Origin of the sequence: Nonomuraea rosea, from assembly GCF_039539705.1 — a bacterium.
Classification (GTDB): domain Bacteria; phylum Actinomycetota; class Actinomycetes; order Streptosporangiales; family Streptosporangiaceae; genus Nonomuraea; species Nonomuraea rosea.
In genome coordinates this window covers 84,573-105,818 of record NZ_BAABDQ010000028.1, presented here as the reverse complement: position 1 = coordinate 105,818, position 21,246 = coordinate 84,573, and the positions used below count along the sequence as shown (strand labels likewise).

19 protein-coding genes are annotated in these 21,246 nt (G+C 67.3%); 16 read left to right on the top strand and 3 right to left on the bottom strand.

Features of this window, described 5'->3' with window-relative positions:
• The first annotated feature begins 18 nt into the window (after window positions 1–18).
• From rplS to ABEA43_RS44825, 10 genes are all read left to right on the top strand, one after another.
• Window positions 19–381 carry a 50S ribosomal protein L19 gene (gene rplS / locus ABEA43_RS44870; protein WP_345572123.1) on the top strand — a complete coding sequence of 121 codons (363 nt, stop codon included), beginning with the start codon at window positions 19–21 and terminating at the stop codon, window positions 379–381.
• A gap of 142 nt (window positions 382–523) precedes the next feature.
• On the top strand, window positions 524–1,384 hold the full coding sequence (gene lepB, locus ABEA43_RS44865) for a signal peptidase I (protein WP_345572121.1): 861 nt from the start codon (window positions 524–526) through the stop codon (window positions 1,382–1,384).
• On the top strand, window positions 1,384–1,977 hold the full coding sequence (gene lepB / locus ABEA43_RS44860) for a signal peptidase I (RefSeq protein WP_345572119.1): 594 nt from the start codon (window positions 1,384–1,386) through the stop codon (window positions 1,975–1,977). The genes lepB (ABEA43_RS44865) and lepB (ABEA43_RS44860) overlap by 1 nt, the downstream gene beginning before the upstream one ends.
• 52 nt (window positions 1,978–2,029) lie before the next feature.
• The gene (locus ABEA43_RS44855; RefSeq protein WP_345572117.1) at window positions 2,030–2,698 is read left to right on the top strand and encodes a ribonuclease HII; all 669 of its coding nucleotides are present in this window, start codon (window positions 2,030–2,032) and stop codon (window positions 2,696–2,698) included.
• A gap of 39 nt (window positions 2,699–2,737) precedes the next feature.
• Entirely contained in the window at window positions 2,738–3,061 is a 324-nt protein-coding gene (locus ABEA43_RS44850; RefSeq protein WP_026215037.1) for a DUF2469 domain-containing protein, read from the top strand.
• An 871-nt stretch (window positions 3,062–3,932) separates the two neighbouring features.
• Window positions 3,933–4,292: a YraN family protein gene (locus tag ABEA43_RS44845; protein WP_345572115.1), complete on the top strand. Its 360-nt coding sequence runs from the start codon at window positions 3,933–3,935 to the stop codon at window positions 4,290–4,292.
• The gene (locus ABEA43_RS44840) at window positions 4,293–5,828 is read left to right on the top strand and encodes a YifB family Mg chelatase-like AAA ATPase (protein ID WP_345572113.1); all 1,536 of its coding nucleotides are present in this window, start codon (window positions 4,293–4,295) and stop codon (window positions 5,826–5,828) included.
• A gap of 652 nt (window positions 5,829–6,480) precedes the next feature.
• Window positions 6,481–6,801, top strand: a complete 321-nt coding sequence (locus ABEA43_RS44835; RefSeq protein WP_345572112.1) for a hypothetical protein — start codon at window positions 6,481–6,483, stop codon at window positions 6,799–6,801.
• Between the two features lie 41 nt (window positions 6,802–6,842).
• Window positions 6,843–8,138, top strand: coding sequence for a DNA-processing protein DprA (gene dprA / locus ABEA43_RS44830; RefSeq protein ID WP_345572110.1), 1,296 nt, complete (start codon window positions 6,843–6,845; stop codon window positions 8,136–8,138).
• A gap of 579 nt (window positions 8,139–8,717) precedes the next feature.
• Window positions 8,718–9,818 (top strand): tyrosine recombinase XerC, encoded by a 1,101-nt coding sequence (locus tag ABEA43_RS44825; protein WP_345572108.1) that lies wholly within the window; start codon window positions 8,718–8,720, stop codon window positions 9,816–9,818.
• Between the two features lie 682 nt (window positions 9,819–10,500).
• Here the strand turns inward: ABEA43_RS44825 and ABEA43_RS68320 are convergent.
• Complete coding sequence (locus ABEA43_RS68320) at window positions 10,501–11,652, bottom strand: M23 family metallopeptidase (protein WP_425570488.1); 1,152 nt, start codon at window positions 11,650–11,652, stop codon at window positions 10,501–10,503.
• 235 nt (window positions 11,653–11,887) lie between these two features.
• Entirely contained in the window at window positions 11,888–13,342 is a 1,455-nt protein-coding gene (locus ABEA43_RS44820; protein ID WP_345572106.1) for an MFS transporter, read from the bottom strand.
• Window positions 13,343–13,411: 69 nt separating this feature from the next.
• On the opposite strand from ABEA43_RS44820, the gene ABEA43_RS44815 reads away from it, so the two are divergent.
• The 6 genes from ABEA43_RS44815 (at window position 13,412) to ABEA43_RS44790 (ending at window position 20,127) form a co-directional block, all read left to right on the top strand.
• Window positions 13,412–14,026, top strand: coding sequence for an ArsR/SmtB family transcription factor (locus ABEA43_RS44815; protein WP_345572104.1), 615 nt, complete (start codon window positions 13,412–13,414; stop codon window positions 14,024–14,026).
• A gap of 846 nt (window positions 14,027–14,872) precedes the next feature.
• Window positions 14,873–15,859: a 30S ribosomal protein S2 gene (gene rpsB / locus ABEA43_RS44810; protein ID WP_345572102.1), complete on the top strand. Its 987-nt coding sequence runs from the start codon at window positions 14,873–14,875 to the stop codon at window positions 15,857–15,859.
• 1,043 nt (window positions 15,860–16,902) lie between these two features.
• On the top strand, window positions 16,903–17,736 hold the full coding sequence (tsf, locus tag ABEA43_RS44805; RefSeq protein WP_345572100.1) for a translation elongation factor Ts: 834 nt from the start codon (window positions 16,903–16,905) through the stop codon (window positions 17,734–17,736).
• A gap of 146 nt (window positions 17,737–17,882) precedes the next feature.
• The gene (pyrH, locus tag ABEA43_RS44800) at window positions 17,883–18,581 is read left to right on the top strand and encodes a UMP kinase (RefSeq protein WP_345572098.1); all 699 of its coding nucleotides are present in this window, start codon (window positions 17,883–17,885) and stop codon (window positions 18,579–18,581) included.
• A 43-nt stretch (window positions 18,582–18,624) separates the two neighbouring features.
• Window positions 18,625–19,182: a ribosome recycling factor gene (gene frr, locus ABEA43_RS44795; protein ID WP_345572096.1), complete on the top strand. Its 558-nt coding sequence runs from the start codon at window positions 18,625–18,627 to the stop codon at window positions 19,180–19,182.
• Window positions 19,183–19,287: 105 nt separating this feature from the next.
• On the top strand, window positions 19,288–20,127 hold the full coding sequence (locus tag ABEA43_RS44790) for a phosphatidate cytidylyltransferase (protein ID WP_345572094.1): 840 nt from the start codon (window positions 19,288–19,290) through the stop codon (window positions 20,125–20,127).
• 9 nt (window positions 20,128–20,136) lie between these two features.
• Here the strand turns inward: ABEA43_RS44790 and ABEA43_RS44785 are convergent, their stop codons facing one another.
• On the bottom strand, window positions 20,137–21,159 hold the full coding sequence (locus tag ABEA43_RS44785) for a suppressor of fused domain protein (protein WP_345572092.1): 1,023 nt from the start codon (window positions 21,157–21,159) through the stop codon (window positions 20,137–20,139).
• Between the last annotated feature and the right edge of the window lie 87 nt (window positions 21,160–21,246).

Here is a 21,246-nt window from a genome sequence, read left to right as displayed (position 1 = left end):
GACTTGAGGACAGCTCTCATGCACACGAAGATCCAGGAGCTCGAGAAAGCGACCCTGCGCAGCGACGTGCCGGATTTCCGCCCCGGTGACACGCTCGAGGTTCACGTACGAGTCGTCGAAGGCAACCGCTCCCGCGTCCAGGTCTTCAAGGGCTTCGTGCTGCGCAGGCAGGGCAGCGGCGCTCGCGAGACCTTCACCGTCCGTAAGGTCAGCTACGGCGTGGGCGTCGAGCGTACCTTCCCCGTGCACAGCCCGATCATCGAGAAGATCGTTCTCGTGACCCGTGGCGACGTGCGCCGCGCCAAGCTCTACTACATGCGCGACCTGCGCGGCAAGGCCGCCCGTATCCGCGAGAAGCGTGACATGACGGTCGGCAAGTAGCCGCTGGTTTTTCCGTTTGGCCCGTGCCCCGGCGCGGGCCTTTCGGCTTTACAGGGCGTTTCCTTTATGCGGAGCGACTCATGCATGGGTGTAACGTCGGTCGAGGCTTGTCGAGCCGCTCCATCATCTAGGCTCGTCAGCGATGACTAGCGAGAGCCAGGAGAACGGCGCGGCGCGCCGCCCTGTCGAGGACGAGGTGGACGTGGTCGCCGAAGAGACTCAGAAGCCGGCAAAGGGCGGAAAGAATGAGAAGAAAGGGTCGTTCTGGAAAGAGCTTCCCGTTCTTGTCGTCGTCGCCCTCGTGCTGGCCCTGATCATCAAAACGTTTGTGGTCCAGGCCTTCTACATTCCGTCGGAGTCGATGGAGAACACCCTGCTGAAGAACGACAGGGTCCTGGTCAACAAGCTCGTCTACCACATGCGCGACATCGAGCGCGGGGACGTGGTGGTCTTCTCCGGCGTCGACTCCTGGGACGGCGAGTTCCAGATGGAGGAGCCGTCCAATCCGGTGGCGGGGTTCTTCAGGTGGGTCGGCACCGCGTTCGGTGTCGTGCCCGGCGAGAAGGACTACATCAAGCGGGTCATCGGGGTCGGTGGCGACCACGTCAAGTGCTGCGACTCCAAGGGCCGCATCACCGTCAACGGCACGGCCATCGACGAGGAGAGCTACCTCTATCCGGGCAACGTGCCCTCCGACAAGTTCTTCGACATCACCGTGCCGCAAGGACGACTGTGGGTGATGGGCGACCACCGCTCGGTGTCGCTCGACTCCCGCTCCCACACCGGTGACCCCGGTGGCGGCTCCATTCCCGAAGGTCAGGTCATCGGACGGGCGTTCGTGATCGTCTGGCCGTTCAACCGGGCCTCCTCGCTCGACATCCCCGACACCTTCGCGCAGCCCGGTCTCCAGGCACTCGGCGGGGCCGTGCCGCTGGTCGCCGGGTTCGGGCTCGCCGTACCCTTGGTCCTGGTTCGTCGGCGCTGGCTGGGGAGGAGGCGTTGATGGCCGTCACCAAGAAGGCGGATCGCGTGGGGAAAGAGAAGAAGAAGGGCGGCTTCCGCGAGACGGTCCTGCTGCTGATCCTCGGCGTGGGCATCGCCTTGCTGCTGCAGGCGTTCGTCGTGGGCTCGTTCTACATCCCGTCCGTGTCGATGGAGAACACTCTGCTGGTCAACGACCGGGTGTTCGTCAACAAGCTGGCGGGCGCGCCTGAGCGCGGCGACATCGTGGTGTTCAAGGGCTGGAACGGCGAGGACACCATCAAGCGGGTCATCGGCGTGGGCGGCGACAAGGTGGTGTGCTGCGACTCCAAGAAGCGCATCACCGTCAACGGCACGGCCCTGGAGGAGAAGTCCTACCTCTTCCCCGGCGATTTCGCTTCCGGCGATAAGTTCGACGTCACGGTGCCCGCCGGGAAGATCTGGCTGATGGGCGACCACCGCACCGCCTCGGCCGACTCCCGGGCCCACATGGAGGAGCCCGGTGGCGGCTTCATCTCGGTGGACGCGGTGATCGGCAAGGCCGTCGTCCGTTACTGGCCGCTCTCCCGGGGCTATCTCTTCTCCCGTCCCGACATTTTCGACAAGGTCAAGTAGAGGGTTCTTTCAGTCGCGGGTTGCGGCGAATGGGGCGTACGCTGCCTCTGTCATGACAGATGCGTTCCGCCCTCGACCGAGTGTCGTCCGTCGCGATTCCGGTCTCTACGCCTACGAGCGGGCGCTGGCCCGCCGCGGCCTCACCCCTATCGCGGGCGTCGACGAGGCAGGCCGTGGCGCCTGCGCGGGGCCGCTCGTGGTCGCGGCCGTCGTCCTGCGCAAGCAGCTCGACGGGCTCGGCGACTCGAAGGTGCTCTCACCGGCGGTGCGTGAGCGTCTCTACGACCAGATCATGCGCGTCTCCCACGTGGGTATCGTCATCATCCCGCCTGGGGAGATCGACGCCAAAGGTCTTCACAAGTGCAACGTTTCAGGAATGCGGCGAGCTGTCGCACAGTTGCCCTGTGACCCGGAGTACATCTTGACCGACGGCTTCCCGGTGCCGGGCCTCCCGGCGCCGTCGCTGGCCGTGTGGAAGGGGGACCAGGTGGCCGCGTGCATGGCGGCGGCGTCGATCGTGGCCAAGGTGACGAGGGATCGCCTGATGGTCGCGCTGGACGTGCGCTTCCCGCAGTACGGCTTCGCTGAGCACAAGGGGTATGTCACACCAGGACACCGGCTGGCGCTGGAAACGCACGGGCCATGTCCTGATCACCGTTACTCCTTCGTCACGGTGGCGAGGGAGATGGGTGAGAATGAAATGGGGGCCGGGGTTGCCTGACCAGGCGAACCGGGGGACCGGTACGACAGGAGGACCGCGATGAGCGCAGAGGATCTCGAAAAGTACGAAACCGAGATGGAGCTGCAGCTTTACCGCGAATACCGCGATGTCGTCGGGTTGTTCACGTATGTGGTGGAGACTGAGCGGCGCTTCTATCTGACCAACTCGGTCGATCTCGACGTCCGGACGGCGGAGAACGGTGATGTCTTCTTCGACGTGAAGATGCAGGACGCTTGGGTGTGGGACATGTATCGGCCTGCACGGTTCGTGAAGAATGTGCGGGTGGTCACGTTCAAGGACGTGAACGTGGAGGAGCTGGCCAAGGCGGACCTGGAGATGCCTAAGGAGGGCTTCTCCGGATAGGCCCGGTTATCGGGCATGGGGTTATCGGGGCCATGGGGCTGCGGGTTCATATGGCTTGCGGAGCCTTGCGTCCGTCGGCTTGGCTTGCGGAGCCTTGCGCCCGCCGGCCGCCGCCGCCCCGCACCCCTCAGCCATCAGCCCGCGCTCCGTCTCAACCCCAGCTGGCATGGCCGTTGTCAAACGATCACGGCCACGGGCGGGGATCACGGCCATTGCTGGCGATGCGGCCGCCCCGCAAGGCCATGCGCCGGCCCGCCGCAGGACCTGTGCGGCCCTCAGGGCGAGGCTCCAGATCTGCAAGGTCAGGCATCGGCCCCTGCGAGGTCAGGCATCGGCCCCTGCAAGGTCAGGCATCGGCCCCTGCGAGGTCAGGCCCCCGGCGGCAAGGTCAGGACCCCTGGCTGGCGGTCAGAAACCCACAGGCGGGGGCCATGGTCCCGCAGGGCCTGGACTGAGGACGTCACCGACACCGGCGGGCACGGGACCCCCAGCGCTGCGCACCCAATAGCCGCAAGGCGTAACCCAGCGCCAGCCCTACTGCCTCTCCGCCAGCCCAAGCGCAGCCCCAGCACCTCGACTGCAGCACCCCCACCCAGTGCCTCCACCGTCGGCACCGCCATCAGCTCCGCCGCACCACCCAGCCCCCTGAATGCCTCCACCAACAGCGTCGGCACCGCCATCACCCGCCCGCCCGAATGCCATCAGTAGTGACCCCTCGGGCGCGCACCATCGCAACCCCCGGCCGCTTGCTCATCCACAACCTGCCAGTAACCTCCCCCCACAATCCCCAGAACGACGTTCGGCCCCTCCTCCAGCACCCCTCATCCGCGAAGGTCAACCCCGGACCTGTACCGGACGGAGGTGGCCGCCCATGGCCGCAAAGCACGATCGCGAGCTAGGCAAACAAGGCGAACAGGTAGCAGTGACCTACCTGGAGGCCGAGGGAATGAAGATCATCGACCGCAACTGGCGCTGCCGCCACGGCGAAATCGACATCATCGCCGAAGAAGGCCCCAATCTGATCGTCGTCGAGGTCAAAACCCGCTCGGGCAGATCCCACGGCACAGCTCTGGAGTCCGTAAGCCCGGCCAAGCTCGCCAGACTCCGGATGCTCGCCGCCAGATGGCTGGCCACGCAGCCGCGCACGTTCGACACCGTGCGGGTGGACGTGATCGCGCTCGAACGTTTCGCCGGAGACTTCGCCCTGCGCCACGTACGGGGGGCGGTCTAGATGGCGGTGGCCCGCACCCGGAGCGTGGCCCTGGTAGGCGTCACGGGCCGCACGGTCGAGGTGGAGGCCGACGTGGGAAACGGCCTGGCGGGCATCCACCTCATCGGCCTCCCGGACACAGCGCTCAGCGAGGCCCGCGACCGGGTGAGATCCGCCATGGTCAACAGCAATTATCCCTGGCCGGACGCCCGCATCATCGTCAGCCTCTTCCCCGCCAGCCTGCCCAAACGCGGCTCCCAATTCGACCTGGCCATAGCCGTCGCCATCCTGGGCGCCGCAGGAGTGGTGCCCGCCGAGCGCGTCGCGGAGCTGTTCTTCCTGGGCGAGCTCGGCCTCGACGGCCGGATAAGACCCGTGCGCGGCGTTCTCCCGTCCATCCTCGGCGCTGCCAAACACGGAGACACCACAGTCGTCGTCCCAGCCGCGAACTCGGCGGAGGCAGTCCTGGTTCCGGACGTACGAGTGGTCCCCGTGGCGCACCTGCGCCAGCTGGTCGAGTGGCTGCGCAAGGGAGACGATCCACCGGAGCCCCAGGTCGAGGCATACGAAGAGCCACCGAGATCCACCGTCGACCCCATGCTCGACCTGGCGGACGTCGTGGGCCAGCCGGTCGCCCGCCGAGCCCTGGAGGTCTGCGCGGCGGGCGGCCACAACCTGTGGATGCTCGGGCCTCCTGGCACCGGAAAGACCTTGCTGGCCGAACGCCTCCCCACCCTCCTGCCTGACCTGGAGCTCGACCATGCCCTGGAGGTCACGGCCATCCACTCGGTCGCGGGCGCGCTCCCGTCCAACGCTCCGATGATGAGCAGGCCACCGTTCGTCAGCCCACACCACACCGCGACGGCCGCCGCGATCATCGGCGGCGGCAGCACGATCGTCCGCCCGGGGGCGGTCTCGCTCGCCCACAGAGGCGTCCTCTTCATGGACGAAGCCCCAGAGTTCCCCCGCCATGTGCTCGACTCGCTGAGACAGCCGCTGGAGTCCGGCCGCGTGACCGTGTCCAGATCGGCCGGCTCGGTCACGTTCCCCGCCAGATTCATGCTCATCATGGCGGCGAACCCCTGCCCATGCGCCCGAGCCGAGGACCAGGGGGACACCTGCAGGTGTTCCCCCACGGTCAGGCGGCGCTATCTGGGCAGACTCTCAGGCCCGCTCCTCGACCGGGTGGACATGAAGGTCACCGTGGCACGTTCGTCCAGACGCGAGCTCATGGCCGACCGCCAGTTCGTGGAGACCAGCAAGACCGTGGCCGAACGCGTTCTCGTAGCCCGGGAGCGAGCGGCCAAGCGCCTGGCCGGAACTTCTTGGCGGACGAATGCCGAGATCCCCTCCTCGCTCCTCCACTCCGACTACCGCCCTTCCGCCGCGGCGATGAAACCCACAACGTCCTGCCTCGACTCGGGAGCCCTCAGCGCCCGCGGCCTCGACCGCGTCGTGCGCGTCGCCTGGACCCTCGCCGACCTGGCCGACAAAGACGGCCCAGGAGAAGAGGAGACGACTGCGGCCCTCAGCTTCTGGCTCGGAGTGGAGTCGTAACGCTTCCCCTCCCTCATCCACCAAGAACCAATACCCCACCCACAAAGGACGCCGACCCCACCTCCAGGAGCACTCATGCCCAGCCCACCCACCCGACCGAACCCACCCACAAGCACGCCCCCACCCAGTCGGCTCGCCTGGTCAACCTCACCCAGCCCGCCCAGAGGTACGCCCCCAGCAGCCCCAACCACCCGATCGACCCGGGAAGACCTGCCCTCAGGCAAATGGCTCACTAGATCGACTCCATTCATCCCGCACACCAAGACCTCTGCGCTGGCACCACCCGCAGAAGCCTCAATTCGCCCGCCCGCAACCGCCACCTCGCCTACAGGAGCAGACGAGAGTCGACCAACGATCAGCGCGACCACGCCAGCACCGCCGCCGTCAGCCGCCACGAGCGCACTCACGGAAGAACGAAAGCCAGCACCGCCGGGAGCATCAGCAGCGCGGCCACCGCAAAGTCTCGCCCGCTTTGGCGACATCGGCACACCTGGAAACGTCACAGCCCCATGCACTCCCCCAAGCAACGACGTACCCACCGCCGCCTCGCACGGAGGGCCACCCAGCACCCGTACAACCACCACCGCCGGCTCCGCCAGCGCAACTCCAGGACCGACGACCTCCGGTGACTCCGAACCGGACAGAACCGACCTTGCTGAAGCGGCACCTGTCGGAAAGAGCGCTGCCGATCCAGCCGCAACAGCCGGAACGAGCGCCGCCCGTACACCCCGACGAGACACCAGCAGCACTTCCAGCACAGCTCCAGCCGAACCCGAACCCGAACCCGAACCCGAACCCGAACCCGAACCCGAACCCGAACCCGAACCCGAACCCGAAGCTCAAGGCCAAGCCTGCGTCCGAGCTCAATCCCAAGCTCAATCCCAAGTCCAAGCCCAGGCGCCAGGCCACTCCCAAGGCCAAGCGCAAGCCCCAGGCCGGACCCAAGCCCGAGCTCAAGTCCAAGAAGGCGTGACCCACGCAGCTCCTACAGCTCCTACGGCTTCCACGGTCACTGTGTCGACCAGCGCCGACCGCGAGGCCAGAGCCGCTCTCATGAGAGCCGCCGACGTAGGCGACACGATCATGGGCCATCTTGTCGCGCAACATGGCGCCCCCTGGGTAGTCGAGGCGATCCGCACCCGGACCCTGCCTCCAGACGTCCAACTCACGGAAGACCAGGAGGATCGCCCACGGGACCTGACCGCCCGCCTGAATGCCTGGCACGCCCGCCTATCGGCCGCCAACCCAGCCGCAGATCTAGAGGCCGGAGAAAGATCCGGAGCCAGGCTCATCATCCCCGACACCCCCGAATGGCCCAGCCAACTCAACCAGCTAGGCACGAGCCGCCCTCTCGGATTGTGGCTTCACGGCACGGCAGACCTCCGCTTCGCCTGCCTCAAGTCCGTGGCGGTAGTGGGTGCCCGCGCCGCAACGGCGTATGGCGTGCATGCCGCAGCCGAGTTCGGCGTCGGCCTCAGTGAGTCAGGCTGGACCGTTGTCTCGGGAGGCGCGTTCGGCGTGGACGGCGCGGCGCACCGAGGAGCGCTGGTCGCCGATTCGCCAACGGTGGCGGTCCTGGCCTGCGGCGTGGACGTCTGCTACCCGAGCGGGCACGACACGCTCTTCGCCGAGATCAGAGAGCAGGGCTTGGTGATCAGCGAGTGCCCACCCGGCGTCCACCCCACGCGAGCCCGCTTCCTCATAAGAAACCGCCTGATAGCCGCCCTGTCGCGAGGCACCGTGGTAGTCGAAGCCGCCCTACGCAGCGGCGCCCTCAACACGGCCACCCACGCCCTGACCCTGAACAGGCACCTTGGGGCGGTCCCCGGCCCGGTCACCTCAGGCATGTCAGCCGGCTGCCACAAGCTTCTCCGCGAACGCAAAGCAGTCTGCATCACCTCACCAGAGGAAATGATCGACCTCGTCGGCGTCCTAGGCGACGACCTGGCTTCGCATTCCCGATCCCCGGCGGTGCCCCGAGACAAGCTCAACGAACCGACCAGGAGGGTCCTAGACGCGATCCCCGCCCGGGGAGGCGCCGGCCCTGCCTCGATCGCGGTCGCGGCAGGCGTGGGCCTCGATGCCACGCTCAGCGCACTGGGCGGCCTGGCCGCCGCCGGCTACATAGAACGAGCTGCGAAGGGCTGGTGCCTCCGCAAACAGCGAGCCTCCTACCCAAGGGCCGCTGAATCCGCCGTGCTGGAGCCTCCGCCCGTGAGGGAAGACGTCGATCCCACCCAAGACCCCCCGTTCCCGGACGACGACCTCCCGGACCAGGCCGGCTCAACTGCCCCTGCGTACAGAGACTGATCACCGTACGAGCGCACAACCCACGCAGCGAGCGGTCAGAGCGAAGCTCGGGCATTTTCGTGAGCATAACCAGCGAGGCGAAGACCGAACCCAAAGAGGCAGGCCAGATCGAGTCTCGTCGTTTCACCCGAGGCGTCAGACTTGGGCGGATGGTGGAGATCCCAGGTGCGGCGCAACCGCGTACCAGCCCGGGCTCGAGCCTCCTCCCGCAACCGAGTAACGGTCCAGGCCCTGGTCCTGCCCCACGACCACGCGCATTGGGCCGGGCTTGGGCCTCGCCCGCAACCGCTCTCCTCCGTACCGAAACCTTGGTTCACAGACGCCTCAGCGGCGCAAGACCCGACCTCAGGACCGGTACGCGGTTTGCGGGGCAAGGCCCAAGTCTGGGCTGGTATGCGGTTGCGAGGCATGGCCCCGATCCGGACCAGCGCTCGGTCGTCGGGCAGGGCTGCGGCCTGGATCACGACCTGGACCAGCGCACGGTCATGGAGCAGGGGCGGGTGCCTGGACTGGTACGCGGTTGCGGGATGAGGCCCGAGCCCGGATCAGTGCGCCGTCGTGGGGCAGCTGGGCCGGTGCTTGGACCACGACCCGGACCAGCGCTCGGTCGTCCGGCAGGGCCGGGACCTGGACCAGTGCGCGGTGGCGGGACAAGATCTGAAGCTGGGCATGTACACAGCCGTGATGGAAGGCCGAGACCCGGACAAGCGAGACCAGTATGCGGCGCCGGCGGAAGCCTCAGACCCGACCAAGAGGGCGGACATGCGCGAATATTTGAGAGTGGACGAGAATGCCGTTGTGGACAGAGACGGGGTAGTGGCTGACTTCGGGCGATACCTCCGGCTCGAACGCGATCTCTCTTCGCATACGGTCCGGGCCTACCTATCTGACGTCAACGCCCTGCTCGACCATCTGGACGGGCAGCTCGAAGTGCTTGATATCGCAACGCTGAGGGAGTGGCTGGCCGAACAGCACGGGGCAGGTAAGTCCCGCGCCACGCTGGCGCGCAGAACCGCGTGCGCTCGCACCTTCACCGCATACTGCCATCGCCGCGGCTGGCTGCCGACAAACCCCGGGCTGCTGCTCGGAAGTGCCAAGGCCCCTCGTCCACTGCCCGCCGTACTTGATCAGCAACAGGCGCAGGCCGTGCTGGATGCGCCTTCGGAGGGGGAGCCCAAAGAACTGCGTGATCAAGCCCTGCTCGAATTGCTCTATGCCACAGGTGTGCGGGTGAGCGAGCTGTGTTCGCTGGACGTCGACGACGTTGACCGGGAGCGGCACGTCATCCGGGTCCTGGGCAAGGGGCGTAAGGAGCGTTCGGTCCCGTTCGGCCTGCCTGCCCTTCGAGCGCTGGACAGGTGGTGCATCCATGGGCGGCCACTGTGGATGCGCGCGGGCTCGGGATCGGCGCTGTTCCTGGGGGTACGCGGGGGCCGCATCGATGCGGGGACCGTCCGGCGAGTGGTACACGCGCGCCTGGCGCAGGTGGAGGGAGTGCCGGACATGGGCCCGCACGGGTTGCGCCACACCGCGGCCACTCACCTGCTGGAGGGCGGTGCGGATCTACGCAGCGTCCAGGAACTGCTTGGCCATGCGTCCTTGAACACCACGCAGATCTATACACACGTCTCGATCGAGCGCCTCCGCGCCGCGTATCGGCAGGCGCATCCCCGGGCGTGACCTCTTGCCCGATGCACCTGCTGGTGTGGTGGCCGAAAGCCCCAGCCGCCGGGCCGCAGACGGTCTGAGGCCAAGTGCTCGCTCCCTGGGGCGATGACGCCGGGGCCGGCACTGATGTTGCTGTTGCCGTTGCGGTGCAAACAGCCAGGTTCGGGCAGGCCAGGGCGAGGTCCGGCAGGTGACGATGACGCAGGAGCTGGTACGACGGTGGGTTCGGGGATTCGGGGCTCGGTCGCTGGATGCCAAGGGCGGTGCCCTGGTCTGTCTACCGGCTTTGACAGCCCCCGCAGAGCTCGGGCTAATGGCGTTCTTCTCATGCCTGGCCAGGGTGATTCGGTGCAGCTTCTTGGCTGGTGAGGATGCTGTCCACGAGAGATGGGTGGTTGAACTTGGTTCAGGGACTCGCGGTGAAGTTCGATCGAGCGCTGAGCCGTCTGTTCGGTGAAGCGTTCCTGGCGGGTGAGGTTCTGCGGTGACGCGTTTCCTGCCGAGTGGAATTCTGCAGGTGAAGCGTTCCCTGTGGGGCGGGCTCCTACGGTGAAGGGCTCGTGCGGTGAAGGGCTCCTACGGTGGATGGCTCGTGCGGTGGGTGGCTCGCGGGGCGGTCGCTTCTGCGGTGGGTGGTGTTGGTGCGTGGTCGGGCGGCGGGTGGGCGGTCTGGTGGCGTGGGCTGGGCGATGGGTTACCACGGTGGTGGTGAGGACGTAGGTCGGCGTTTACGGGTTCTTCTGCGGCTCTGTTTGCGGTGCTGGCCTGTTCGGGGTGGGGCCTGACTCGTTCTGGTGCGCCGTCGTCGACGTCGGGCGAGGACAAGGATCAGGAGGGTCGTTCCTAGCAGGGTGCCGAGGCCGAGGGCGGGGGCCGTGGGTGTTGAGGCCGAGCGGGTCAGGAACGGTGCGTTGGTTGCGGCGGCCTGGGACGGTGGCTCGGGTGGCGTGGGTTCGAGGGGCTGGTGGGGCGGGAGTCCTATGGATCTTGTGCGAGGGAGGGCGGGAAGTCTCGGGGAGGGGGTGCCGGGAAGGGCTGTCTGGGGGAGCGCGGGAGATTTTGCGTCAGCGGTGGTGAGAGGGGATCTCGCGCGGGTGGTGAGGGCGTCCGACGTGTTCGTGGTGCTCGTCGGCCAGAAGGGGAGGAGGCGGATGCGGGCGCGGGCCAGGAGCAGCAGAGGGTCTAGGTAGAGGGTGTCGCGGAGCAGGCCCCAGTGCAGACACGACTCCTGGCAATGCTCAGCTGAGGCTTCTATGACTCCCAGCTTGGCTCCTTGGGCGACCGGCTGACCTCGGCGTACGGACGCTGCGACCGGGAGGTAGGTCGTGCGGAGGCCGTCTGGATGGTCGATGGTGACTACGCCCTTGCCTGCCACGGGGCCGGCGAAGTGGACTGTGCCCTGGCCTGCGGACACGACCGTGGTGGCGGTGGGAGCGGCAAGGTCGATGCCGCGGTGGCCGGCGAGCCAGGGCTCCGGGGGCGGGGTGAACCGGCGGAGGATGCGCGGCTGTCCTTCCAGCGGCCAGCGCCAGGTCGCGGGTGAGGCCCTTGCGCTGGGCGTGGGGATGGCGAGGATCAGGACGGCGAAAGCCGAGGCGGTGAGGGTCAGGATCGGGGTGAGCAGGATCGTGATGGTGGTGACCGTGGTGGTCACGGCTTTTGAGGGTGCGGGGGGGGGGGGGGGGATTGAGCGTGGGGTTGGGTGTGCGGACTCTGGGCTTATTGCCGCGGTGGCCTTGGTGGCGGCTGCGGAAAGCTGGTGGTGAGGGGAGCGGGTGGTTCGGGCTGGTGTGTGGCGAGAGGGGGGTAGAAGGCCTGTTGGCTTGGGGGTGGTGGGGGAGTGCATGGCGCGAGTTTGGCCGAGGTGGGTTGGGGCTCGGGGTGGTGAACGGGATTCTGTGGAGGGAGGAGGGGCTGTGTGCATGACCTGTGGATAAGGGGGTCGGCGGTGGGCTGGGTGGGGGTTCGGGTCCGGCATTATGGAGTGCGTATCGCTCTGCTTCAGCTGCGTGTTTCTCGGACATTTGTGTGTCGCTTGAGTCTGGTTGGTGGCGGGTGTGGGTGGCTTCTGATCGGTTGCGTTAGACCGTGGCGTGGCGCTTGACGTTGATCAAATCGTTCAGGGAATGTGCTTTAGCCGAGTGGGTGGCGGCGACTTCTCGGGGCGGCGTGGTGGGGCGGCGGTTTGGGCGTAGGGGCGAGGTCCAGATCCAGATTGCGCTCGTGGCCACGCCCAGTGCGCAGATGAGGATTACCGAGCGCAGGCCCAGGAACTCGGCCAGTACGCCGCCTGCGAGGCTGCCGAGAGCCAGGACGCCTTGGACTGCGAAAGTCATGGTGGAGTTCACCCGGCCGCGGAGGTCTGGGGAGGTTTCGCGAAGATTGATGGCACCCATGCAGGTGGCGAAGGCTACGACGACGGCGCCGGTGATCGTTCCGGTGAGGGCGAGCAGGGAGAGCTTCCACCAGAGAGGGCCGGTGATCAGGCCCACCGCGAGGATCTCCACGGGGAAGAAGATCACTGAGATGAGCAGGATGCGGTTCTCGCCGTAGCGCTTGGACAGGCGGGACGTGACCCAGGCGCCCAGCAGGCCGCCTGCGCCGCCCAGGGCGATGAGGACGCCGATCAGGCCTTTGGGGATGTTGAGCGTGTTCACCATGTAGAGCATGTAGACGGCCGTGTACGCCGATGCGAAGAAATTGATCGTTACCCCTGCGCCCAGCAACGCGCGGAGAACGGGGTGGGTGACGCTGGCCTTCAATCCTTCTACGACGTCGCGCCACATGCCCCGGGAGACGGCTGGCTCGTTCTTCTCGGGGGTTCGGATCGTACGGAGCAACAGGGCAGAGGTCAGGAACGACAGCGCCTCCGCCAGTACGGCCAGCGGGGCGGTGAGCACCTGGACCAGGAGGCCGGCCAGGCCGGGGCCGCTGACGGACGCTACCGAGTAGGAGGCGTGGAAACCGGCTATCGCCTCCGTGCGCTGTACAGGGGGGACGACGGCTGCCAGGTGAGGGAAGTTGGCCGCTCTGAACAGCACTCCGGCTGTGCCGATCACCAGGGCCACGATGATCAGCCAGGCAACGTTCAGGAGGCCGAGGAGCCAGGCAATGGGGACTGTCGCGGCGGCTGCGCAGGAGACGAGTTCGCAAGCGATCATCAGGGGGCGGTGCCGGATGAGCCGGTCGGCGATGGCGCCCGACTGGAGACCGAACAAGAGGGCGGGCACGGAGGCGGCCGCGGTCAGCAATCCCATCTGGGACGGAGAGGCGGTCAACAGGGTGATCGCGGTCAGGGGGATGGCGAGCTTGGAGACCTCTGAGCCGGTGACCGAGATCGTGCGGGCTGACCAGAGCAAGCGGTAGTCGCGCTGCTTTCGGAGGGGGGTCGGCTGAGGATCTGCTGTGGTGAAGGCCTCGACCGGGTGGTCGGGCTCGTGGCTGAAGGCTTCGGAAGGGGTGCTGTGGGTGGAGGGTGACGGGGCGGCCGAAGGTGGGTTGGACGTGGTCCGGCGGTTGTGAAAGGAACGCTTCATAACTATGAAGATATCCCTTCATAGTTATGAAGGCAACACTTCATATCGGATGACGGGTACCGTTGGCACATGACGCGGGATGGCAACTGGCTCGATGACCCCAAGGCGATGCGGGCGCTGGCTCACCCGGCGAGGCTGATGATTCTTGACCGGCTGGGGACCCAGGACAGTGCCACCGCTACGGAGGTGGCGGAGATCGCGGGGATCACGCCCAGTGCGGCCAGCTATCACCTGCGGATGCTGGCGAAGTATGGATTCGTCGAAGACGCGCCGCCTCGTGGGGATGGCAGGGAGCGGCTGTGGCAGTCCGTGAACGTGCCGATCCGGGTTGGGGTGCAGCCCGAGGATCAGCCGGACGTGCGCGATGCCAAGGTCTCGTTGATGGCGGCGATTCGCCGGGAGGCGAACGAGCAGGCGGACCTGGCCCTGTCCAATGTCGACAGGGAGCTTCCGGAATGGCGGGATGCCGCCCGCTTCAGCCGGCACCGGATCAGGATTGACGCTGAGGAGATGGTGCAGCTCAACGACGCGATTGAGAAGCTGATCGAGCCCTATTTCGCGCGGCATCGGAGCGCGGAGGCGGCGCCGAGTGGGGCCAGGATGGCTGAGGCGCAGATCAATCTCTTTCCGACTGTTGCGCGGCCGGTGCCGGGGTTGCCGACCGAAGATCACGATGCGGGCTGATTGAGGAGGGTTGTGATGCTGGCCTTTCGGCTCGGGGGCTGCCTTGCGCGTCGAATAGGCAGTTGAGCCGCCCGGGGGAAGCCGGCTGACGGGGGGTGGGGTGGTGGGTTGCCTGGGGAGGCGCCTGGGAGTTGTCTGGGGCCGCCGGTAAACGAGCCGTTCGAGGGGTGGTGCGACGGTTGGGCCTTCCGAGGGGGCGAGCCCTTTGGCGAGGGGAGTTCCGCTGGAGGGTGAGGCGTTCGGGTGGATGAGTTGGTCGACGCGGACGCAGGTTCGGGTGTCGGGGGCATGAGGTAGTTGGTTGAGTGCGGATGCGAGTCTGGGGGGTCGGGCCGCAGGGTGGTTGGTTGAGCGGGGACGTGGGTCCGGGGATGGCCGCAGGGTGGTTGGTTGAGCGGGGACGTGGGTCCGGGATGGGCTGAGGGTGGTTGGTTGAGTGCGGGTCCGGGGGGCGGGCCGCGGGGCTGTTGGTTGAGTGTGTACGGGGGTCCGGGGGGCGGGCCGCGGGGCTGTTGGTTCAGCGCGGATGCGGGTCCGGCAGGTGGGTCGGGGCGGGTCAAGCGGCGGGGTGGCTGGGCTTGGGGCCGCTGGGCTTGGGGGATGGCAGACGGGCGGAATGTCCGATTGACCGTAGACGGTCAGGCCGGGGCGGCGTGGGAGGTAGACTTTTCGATGGCCTGTGACACAGGCCGACTTCGCATGCCCCATTGCGGACCGCGCCATCGGTCCGGGCCTTGTGCCCGGCGGGAGCGGTTTCGGGGCATCAGGGCGGTAGACAACGCGCTGCCGCGGCACAACCGAGAACCGCGCCCATCCGCAGGGCGCCAAGACCTGGAGGACCAGCACATGGCCCCCGTCGTCACCATGCGACAGCTGCTCGAGAGCGGCGTTCACTTCGGGCACCAGACCCGGCGCTGGAACCCGAAGATGAAGCGCTTCATCTTCACCGAGCGCAACGGCATTTACATCATCGACCTGCAGAAGTCGCTGTCGTTCATCGACCGTGCCTACGACTTCGTCAAGGAGACCGTCGCCCACGGCGGCACGATCCTTTTCATCGGCACCAAGAAGCAGGCCCAGGAGGCCATCGCCGAGCAGGCCGCTCGCGTTGGCATGCCGTACGTCAACCAGCGTTGGCTGGGTGGCATGCTCACCAACTTCTCCACCGTGCACAAGAGGCTTCAGCGCCTGAAGGAGCTCGAGGAGCTCGACTTCGACAACGTCGCCGCCTCGGGGCTCACCAAGAAGGAGCTCCTCATGCGCCGGCGTGAGAAGGACAAGCTCGAGCGCACGCTCGGCGGCATCCGCGACATGGGCCGCGTGCCCAGCGCGGTGTGGATCGTCGACACGAAGAAGGAGCACATCGCGATCAGCGAGGCCAAGAAGCTTGGCATCCCTGTCGTCGCGATCCTCGACACCAACTGCGACCCTGACGAGGTCGACTACCCGATCCCGGGCAACGACGACGCCATCCGCGCCGTCGGCCTGCTGACCAGGGTCGTCGCCGATGGTGTCGCCGCCGGTCTGATGGCTCGCTCCGGCGCCGCTCGTGGCGACGAGAAGCCGGCCGCCGCCGAGCCGCTGGCCGAGTGGGAGCGCGAGCTCATCGAGCAGGGCACTGGCGAGCAGGCCGCCGCTGAGACCGCGGCTCCCGAGGCTGAGGCTGAGGCTGCGGCCCCTGAGGCTGAGGTTGCTCCCGAGGCTGAGGTTGCGGCTCCCGAGGCTGAGGCTGAGGCTGAGGTTGCTCCGGAGGCTGCTGCCCCCGAGGCTGCTGCTGAGGAGAGCGCCGCTCCCGAGGCTGAGGCCGGCGACGAGACCGAGAAGCAGGCCTGAGAGCAGAGCTGAGGCCCGAGTCTGAGGCTCGGGCCTGAGCCCGCAAAGAGCCCGCAAGTCTGGCTGTCTGAGCAGCGCGGGGCCACCGCACACGGCATTCGCCCGGGCGAGGTAGGGCGCGGAGCGGCACTTCGACCGCACCGCGCTCCACGCCCGGGCAGATGGCCGGTGAGGTCAAGGCGAGGCGGTTGTCTCCGGTGAGGTGGCGACTGGTCCGGGTGGTTGTCTCCGATGAGGCGGCGATCAGTCGGTCGGTGTCTCGGACGAGGCGGCGATCGGTTCGATCGGTCGCCTCGGACGGGGTAGCGACTGGTTCGGTGGTTGTCTCCGGCGAGGTGGCGATCGGTCGGTTGTCGCCGGTGAGGTGGCGACCGGGTTCCGGTGGTTGCCTCTGGTGGGGCGGCGACTGGTTCGGGTGTCGTCTCTCGGCAGGGCGGTTGCCTCGTCCGGCGAGGTGGTCGCGTTGTGCGGGCAGCGGCCCGGCAGGGCGTAGTCGCTTCATCGGGCAACGTTCCGGCAGGGGCAACTGCATCGTGAGGCAACGAACCGGCACGGCGCGGTTGTGGCGCCAGGCAGGCATCCGGCAAGGGTGGTTGCATGGTGCGGCAGCCGGTCGGCTGAACAGCTGAATATGGCGGACCACCAGGCGCTGAGCGTCCTGGGCAGGCGAAGTCGGCCGCGAGAGACACGCGGTCGTCGCCAGGCCAGGGGTTCGGTGTCAAGCTGAGGCGGCAGGCCAGGGGTTTGGCGCCAGGCTGAGGCGGCAGGCCAGGCAGACTGAGGCAGGCCAGGCAGCCAAGCAGGCTGAGGTGGCAGGCCAGGTCGACGCACCCGGAGGTTCGGGGGCGAGGCCGGTCAAAGCTCAGGTGGTAGGCCGAGGCGAGGCTGGGCAGTATGCCGATCGAAGCAGCAGCAAAGCCGGGCCGATCCGGGCCCAGAGCAAGACCACGGCTCCTCGTACGGCGCGCGTCTGCCGTACCAACCAAGGGCGGGTGCCCGGCACCCACCCGATCCACGACGAAATCCCACAAGGAAAAAGAGCAATGGCTTCCGTGAACATGGCCGACGTCAAGCGGCTTCGCGAGATCACCGCTGCCGGCATGATGGACTGCAAGAAGGCGCTGGAGGAGTCCGAGGGCGACTTCGACCGCGCCATCGAGCTGCTGCGCCTCAAGGGCGCCAAGGACGTGGGCAAGCGCGAGGCCCGCACCGCTTCCAACGGCCTCGTGGCGCTCAAGCAGGACGGCGACTCCGCTGCCGCGCTGCTCGAGCTCAACTGCGAGACGGACTTCGTGGCCAAGGGCGAGCGCTTCCAGGAGCTGGCCGGCCAGGTCGTCGCGCACGTGCTCGACACCAAGCCCGCCGACGTGGCGACGCTGCTGGAGTCCTCGTTCGACGGCCAAACCGTCAAGGAGCACCTCGACGTGGCCAACGTCGCGCTCGGCGAGAAGATCGAGATCCGCCGCTTCGCGGTGCTGGAGGGCGGCTACATCGGCGCCTACATGCACAAGACCGACCCGGCGCTGCCGCCGGCGGTCGGCGTGCTGGTCCAGCTCGACAAGCCGAACGCCGACGTCGCCAAGGACATCGCGCAGCACGCCGCGGCCATGGCGCCGCAGTACCTCAAGGCCGACTCCGTGCCCGCCGAGGTCGTCGAGAAGGAGCGCAAGCTCTTCGAGGAGATGACCCGCGACGAGGGCAAGCCCGAGCAGGCGATCGCGAAGATCGTCGAGGGCCGCGTCAACGGCTGGTACAAGGACTTCACCCTTCTCCAGCAGGCCTTCGTCAAGGAGAACAAGAAGAGCGTGGGCAAGTACGCCGAGGAGAACGGCGTAGAGGTCCTGGGCTTTGTCCGCTACAAGGTTGGTCAGGCTTAGGCTTAGGCAAGCTGCCAGCTCAACGATCCGCCGAATTGAAGGAGGCCGCCGCCGTGCAGGACCACCGGGAGCCAACCCACGAATCCACACGGACGGCGGCTTCTTCGCCTCATAACCCGCAAAATCCGCTTAGATGGAAGCGGGTGATGTTGAAGCTGTCAGGCGAGGCGTTCGCCGGTGGCGATCCGCTGGGCATCGATCCCGTGGTCGTCGATCACCTGGCCGACTCGATCGCCGAGGCGGTCAAAGAGGGTGTGCAGGTCGCGGTCGTGGTCGGGGGCGGCAACATGTTCCGCGGCGCGACCCTCTCGCAGGGCGGCATAGACCGGGCCAGAGCCGACTACATGGGCATGCTCGGCACGGTCATCAACTGCCTGGCGCTCCAGGACTTCCTCGAACGGCGGGGCGTGGAGACACGCGTACAGACCGCCATCACCATGCAGCAGGTGGCTGAGCCGTTCCTGCCGCGCCGCGCGATCAGGCACCTCGAGAAGGGGCGCGTGGTCATCTTCGGCGCCGGGCTCGGCTCGCCGTTCTTCTCCACCGACACCGCGGCGTCCCAGCGGGCCCTGGAGATCGGCGCCGAGGCGCTGCTCAAGGGCACGCAAGTGGACGGGATCTACGACTCCGACCCTCGTAAGAACCCGGATGCGGTCAGGTTCGACCACCTCGACTACGGCGAGGTGCTGCTCCGAGACCTCGCGGTCATGGACGCCACCGCGATCAGCCTGTGCAAGGACAACGATCTGCCCATCGTGGTCTTCGACCTCATGGGCGAGGGCAACATCCTGCGAGCGGTCCGCGGTGAGAAGATCGGCACGCTGGTGAGTCCCGCAGGCAAATGAGGGAGCGAGCCCGACCCCGCCAGCTAGAAGACAGGGAGCCGCTGTGATCGACGAAACCCTCCTCGAAGCCGAGGACAAGATGGACAAGGCCGTCTCGGTCGCGAAGGAGGACTTCGCGAGCATCCGTACGGGCCGAGTCACCCCCTCGATGTTCAACAAGATCAATGCCGAGTACTACGGCACGCCGACGCCGATCCAGCAGTTGGCGTCGTTCCACGTGCCAGAGGCGCGCATGGTGCTCATCCAGCCCTATGACAAGAGCTCGATGACCGCGATCGAGCGGGCCATCCGCGACTCGGACCTTGGCGTCAACCCGACCGACGACGGCAACGTGATCCGCGTGACGTTCCCGGAGCTGTCCGAGGAGCGCCGCAAGGACTACATCAAGGTCGCCAGGAACAAGGGCGAGCACGCCAAGGTGTCGATCCGTAGCATCCGCCGCACCGCCAAAGAGATCCTCGACAAGATGATCAAGGACGGCGAGGCGGGCGAGGACGAGGTCAGGCGGGCCGAGAAGGAGCTCGACGACCTCACCCAGAAGCACGTCGCCAAGATCGACGAGCTGCTCAAGCACAAGGAAGCCGAGCTGCTCGAAGTCTGAGCGGCGCGCCGCACGGCGGACCGCGTTCAGTGGGCCGCCGCAGGAAGCGGGTCTGCTCTACGGCCCTCGCCGTGGCGGTGGGGGCCGTGGCTCTTGGAGAACTCTGTGGAAGAACGTACGGCTGGCACCAGCTCGAGCGGCGGCAGCCGTACCGGAAGGAACCTGCCTGCCGCGATAGCGGTCGGCGTGGTGCTGGGCGGACTGACCATCGGCTCGCTCTACACGATCAAGGAGCTTTTCCTTGTGGTCGTGGTGGCGGCCGTGGGCGTCGGTGTGCTCGAGCTGATCAAGGCGTTCGGCACCCGCGGCATCAAGGTGCCCGCCATACCGGTGCTCGCGGGCCTGGTGGGGATGCAGGCGGGCGCCTACTTCGGCGGACCGGTCTGGCTGATCGCGGCGTTCGCGATCTTCGCGTTCGTGCTGCTGATCTGGCGGATGTTCAGCGACGGCACCGATGGTTACGTACGGGATGCGACGGCGTCGGTGTTCACGCTGTTCTATCCCGCGATGCTGAGCGCGTTCGTCGCGCTGCTGCTCACGGAGGACGACGGCCACCATCGGGTGCTGATCTTCGTCGCGGTGACCGTGGCCAGCGACATCGGCGGCTACATCGCCGGAGTGCTGTTCGGCAGGCACCAGATGACGGTCATCAGCCCGAAGAAGACCTGGGAAGGGCTCGCCGGGTCCGTCGTCGCGTGCACGGCGGTCGGGGCCTGGCTGGTGGTGTGGCTGCTGGACGGGGACATCTGGCAGGGCGCGCTGATCGGCGCGCTGGCGGCGGTGCTGGCGACCGTGGGCGACCTGATCGAGTCGATGATCAAGCGGGATCTCGGCATCAAGGACCTGGGCACGATTCTGCCCGGGCATGGCGGGCTGATGGATCGGCTCGATTCGCTGGTGACGACGCTGGTCCCGGCGTGGCTGCTGATGACCTTGTTCTTCTAGCGGCGAACGCTAATGGGGCTGGGCCTCCATGGCCTCCGCGGTGACGGGGGTCAGCCAGAGCCACCGTACGGCCTCACCACCGAAGCCAAATCCTGACATGTCGGGCATGCCGGGAGGATCGGCGCGCATCAGGACGCCTGAATACTGGGGACCCAGCGGGAACGTCGACGGCTCGTGATACCACCGCGCCGTGTGCCCGTGGCCGAGCCACGTGACCGAATGCCACGGATATTGGGACAGCCACACCAGCAGCAGCGCCGCGTCCCTCGGGTCCTCGATGGTGGCGACGGCCAGCTCGATCCTGGCGTACGCGCCCGGCTGGTCGATCCACTGCTCGACCGTGGGCATCCGCTGGCAGCTCATCCCGACCGTGGACACCACGCTGAAGCCGCGTTCGGCGTGCGGTGGGCGTTCGGTGATGCCGACGGTGGGCAGGCGTTCGCCGCTGGCGTCCCAGTAGCGGCCGGCCGGACCGAGCACCCGATCCAGATGCCCCATCACGAACTGCTGGAACGACGGCCACGACCCCTCGCCATGCCGCCAGCGCCAGTAGGACCTGGCGTTGGAGATACGGGGACGCAGCCCTTCGAGCGCCTCGGACAGCGCCCAGGCGAACGGCGACTCGCCCACCGCGTCACGCGCGTAGCCGGGCATGCCCCTGCTCATGTCGGCCCAGCCGGGGATGACCGCCAGCAGGTCGTCGTCCTCGTACAGGGCGACCCCGTCACCCTCCTCGAACCACAGCGCGCTGAGCTGCCCGAGCGGCCTGCGGCCGTCGGGATGCAGCGTGTTCGGCCGCGGCATCAGCGGCGGCAGCCCGGAGTTGATCCTGGCCAGGTCCACCACCGGCGGGGCCGGGCGATGGTTGGCCAGCCAGACGGCGCCGTGGACCGTGCCGTCGGGCGAGCACAGGTAAGCTACCGAGGAGTCCTCGTCCCGCTCGACGACGAGCGTCCGGCTGCCGTACGGATTACCGGCGGCGAGTACGACCTCGGTGCCACCCTCGCTTGATGCCGACCGAAAAATCGCCATACGAGATGACTGTAGATCGGGCGATGAGCCCGATGCGAGCCGCAGCGTGACCAGGAATGCCACCTCCGATCCAAACGTTCAATACCC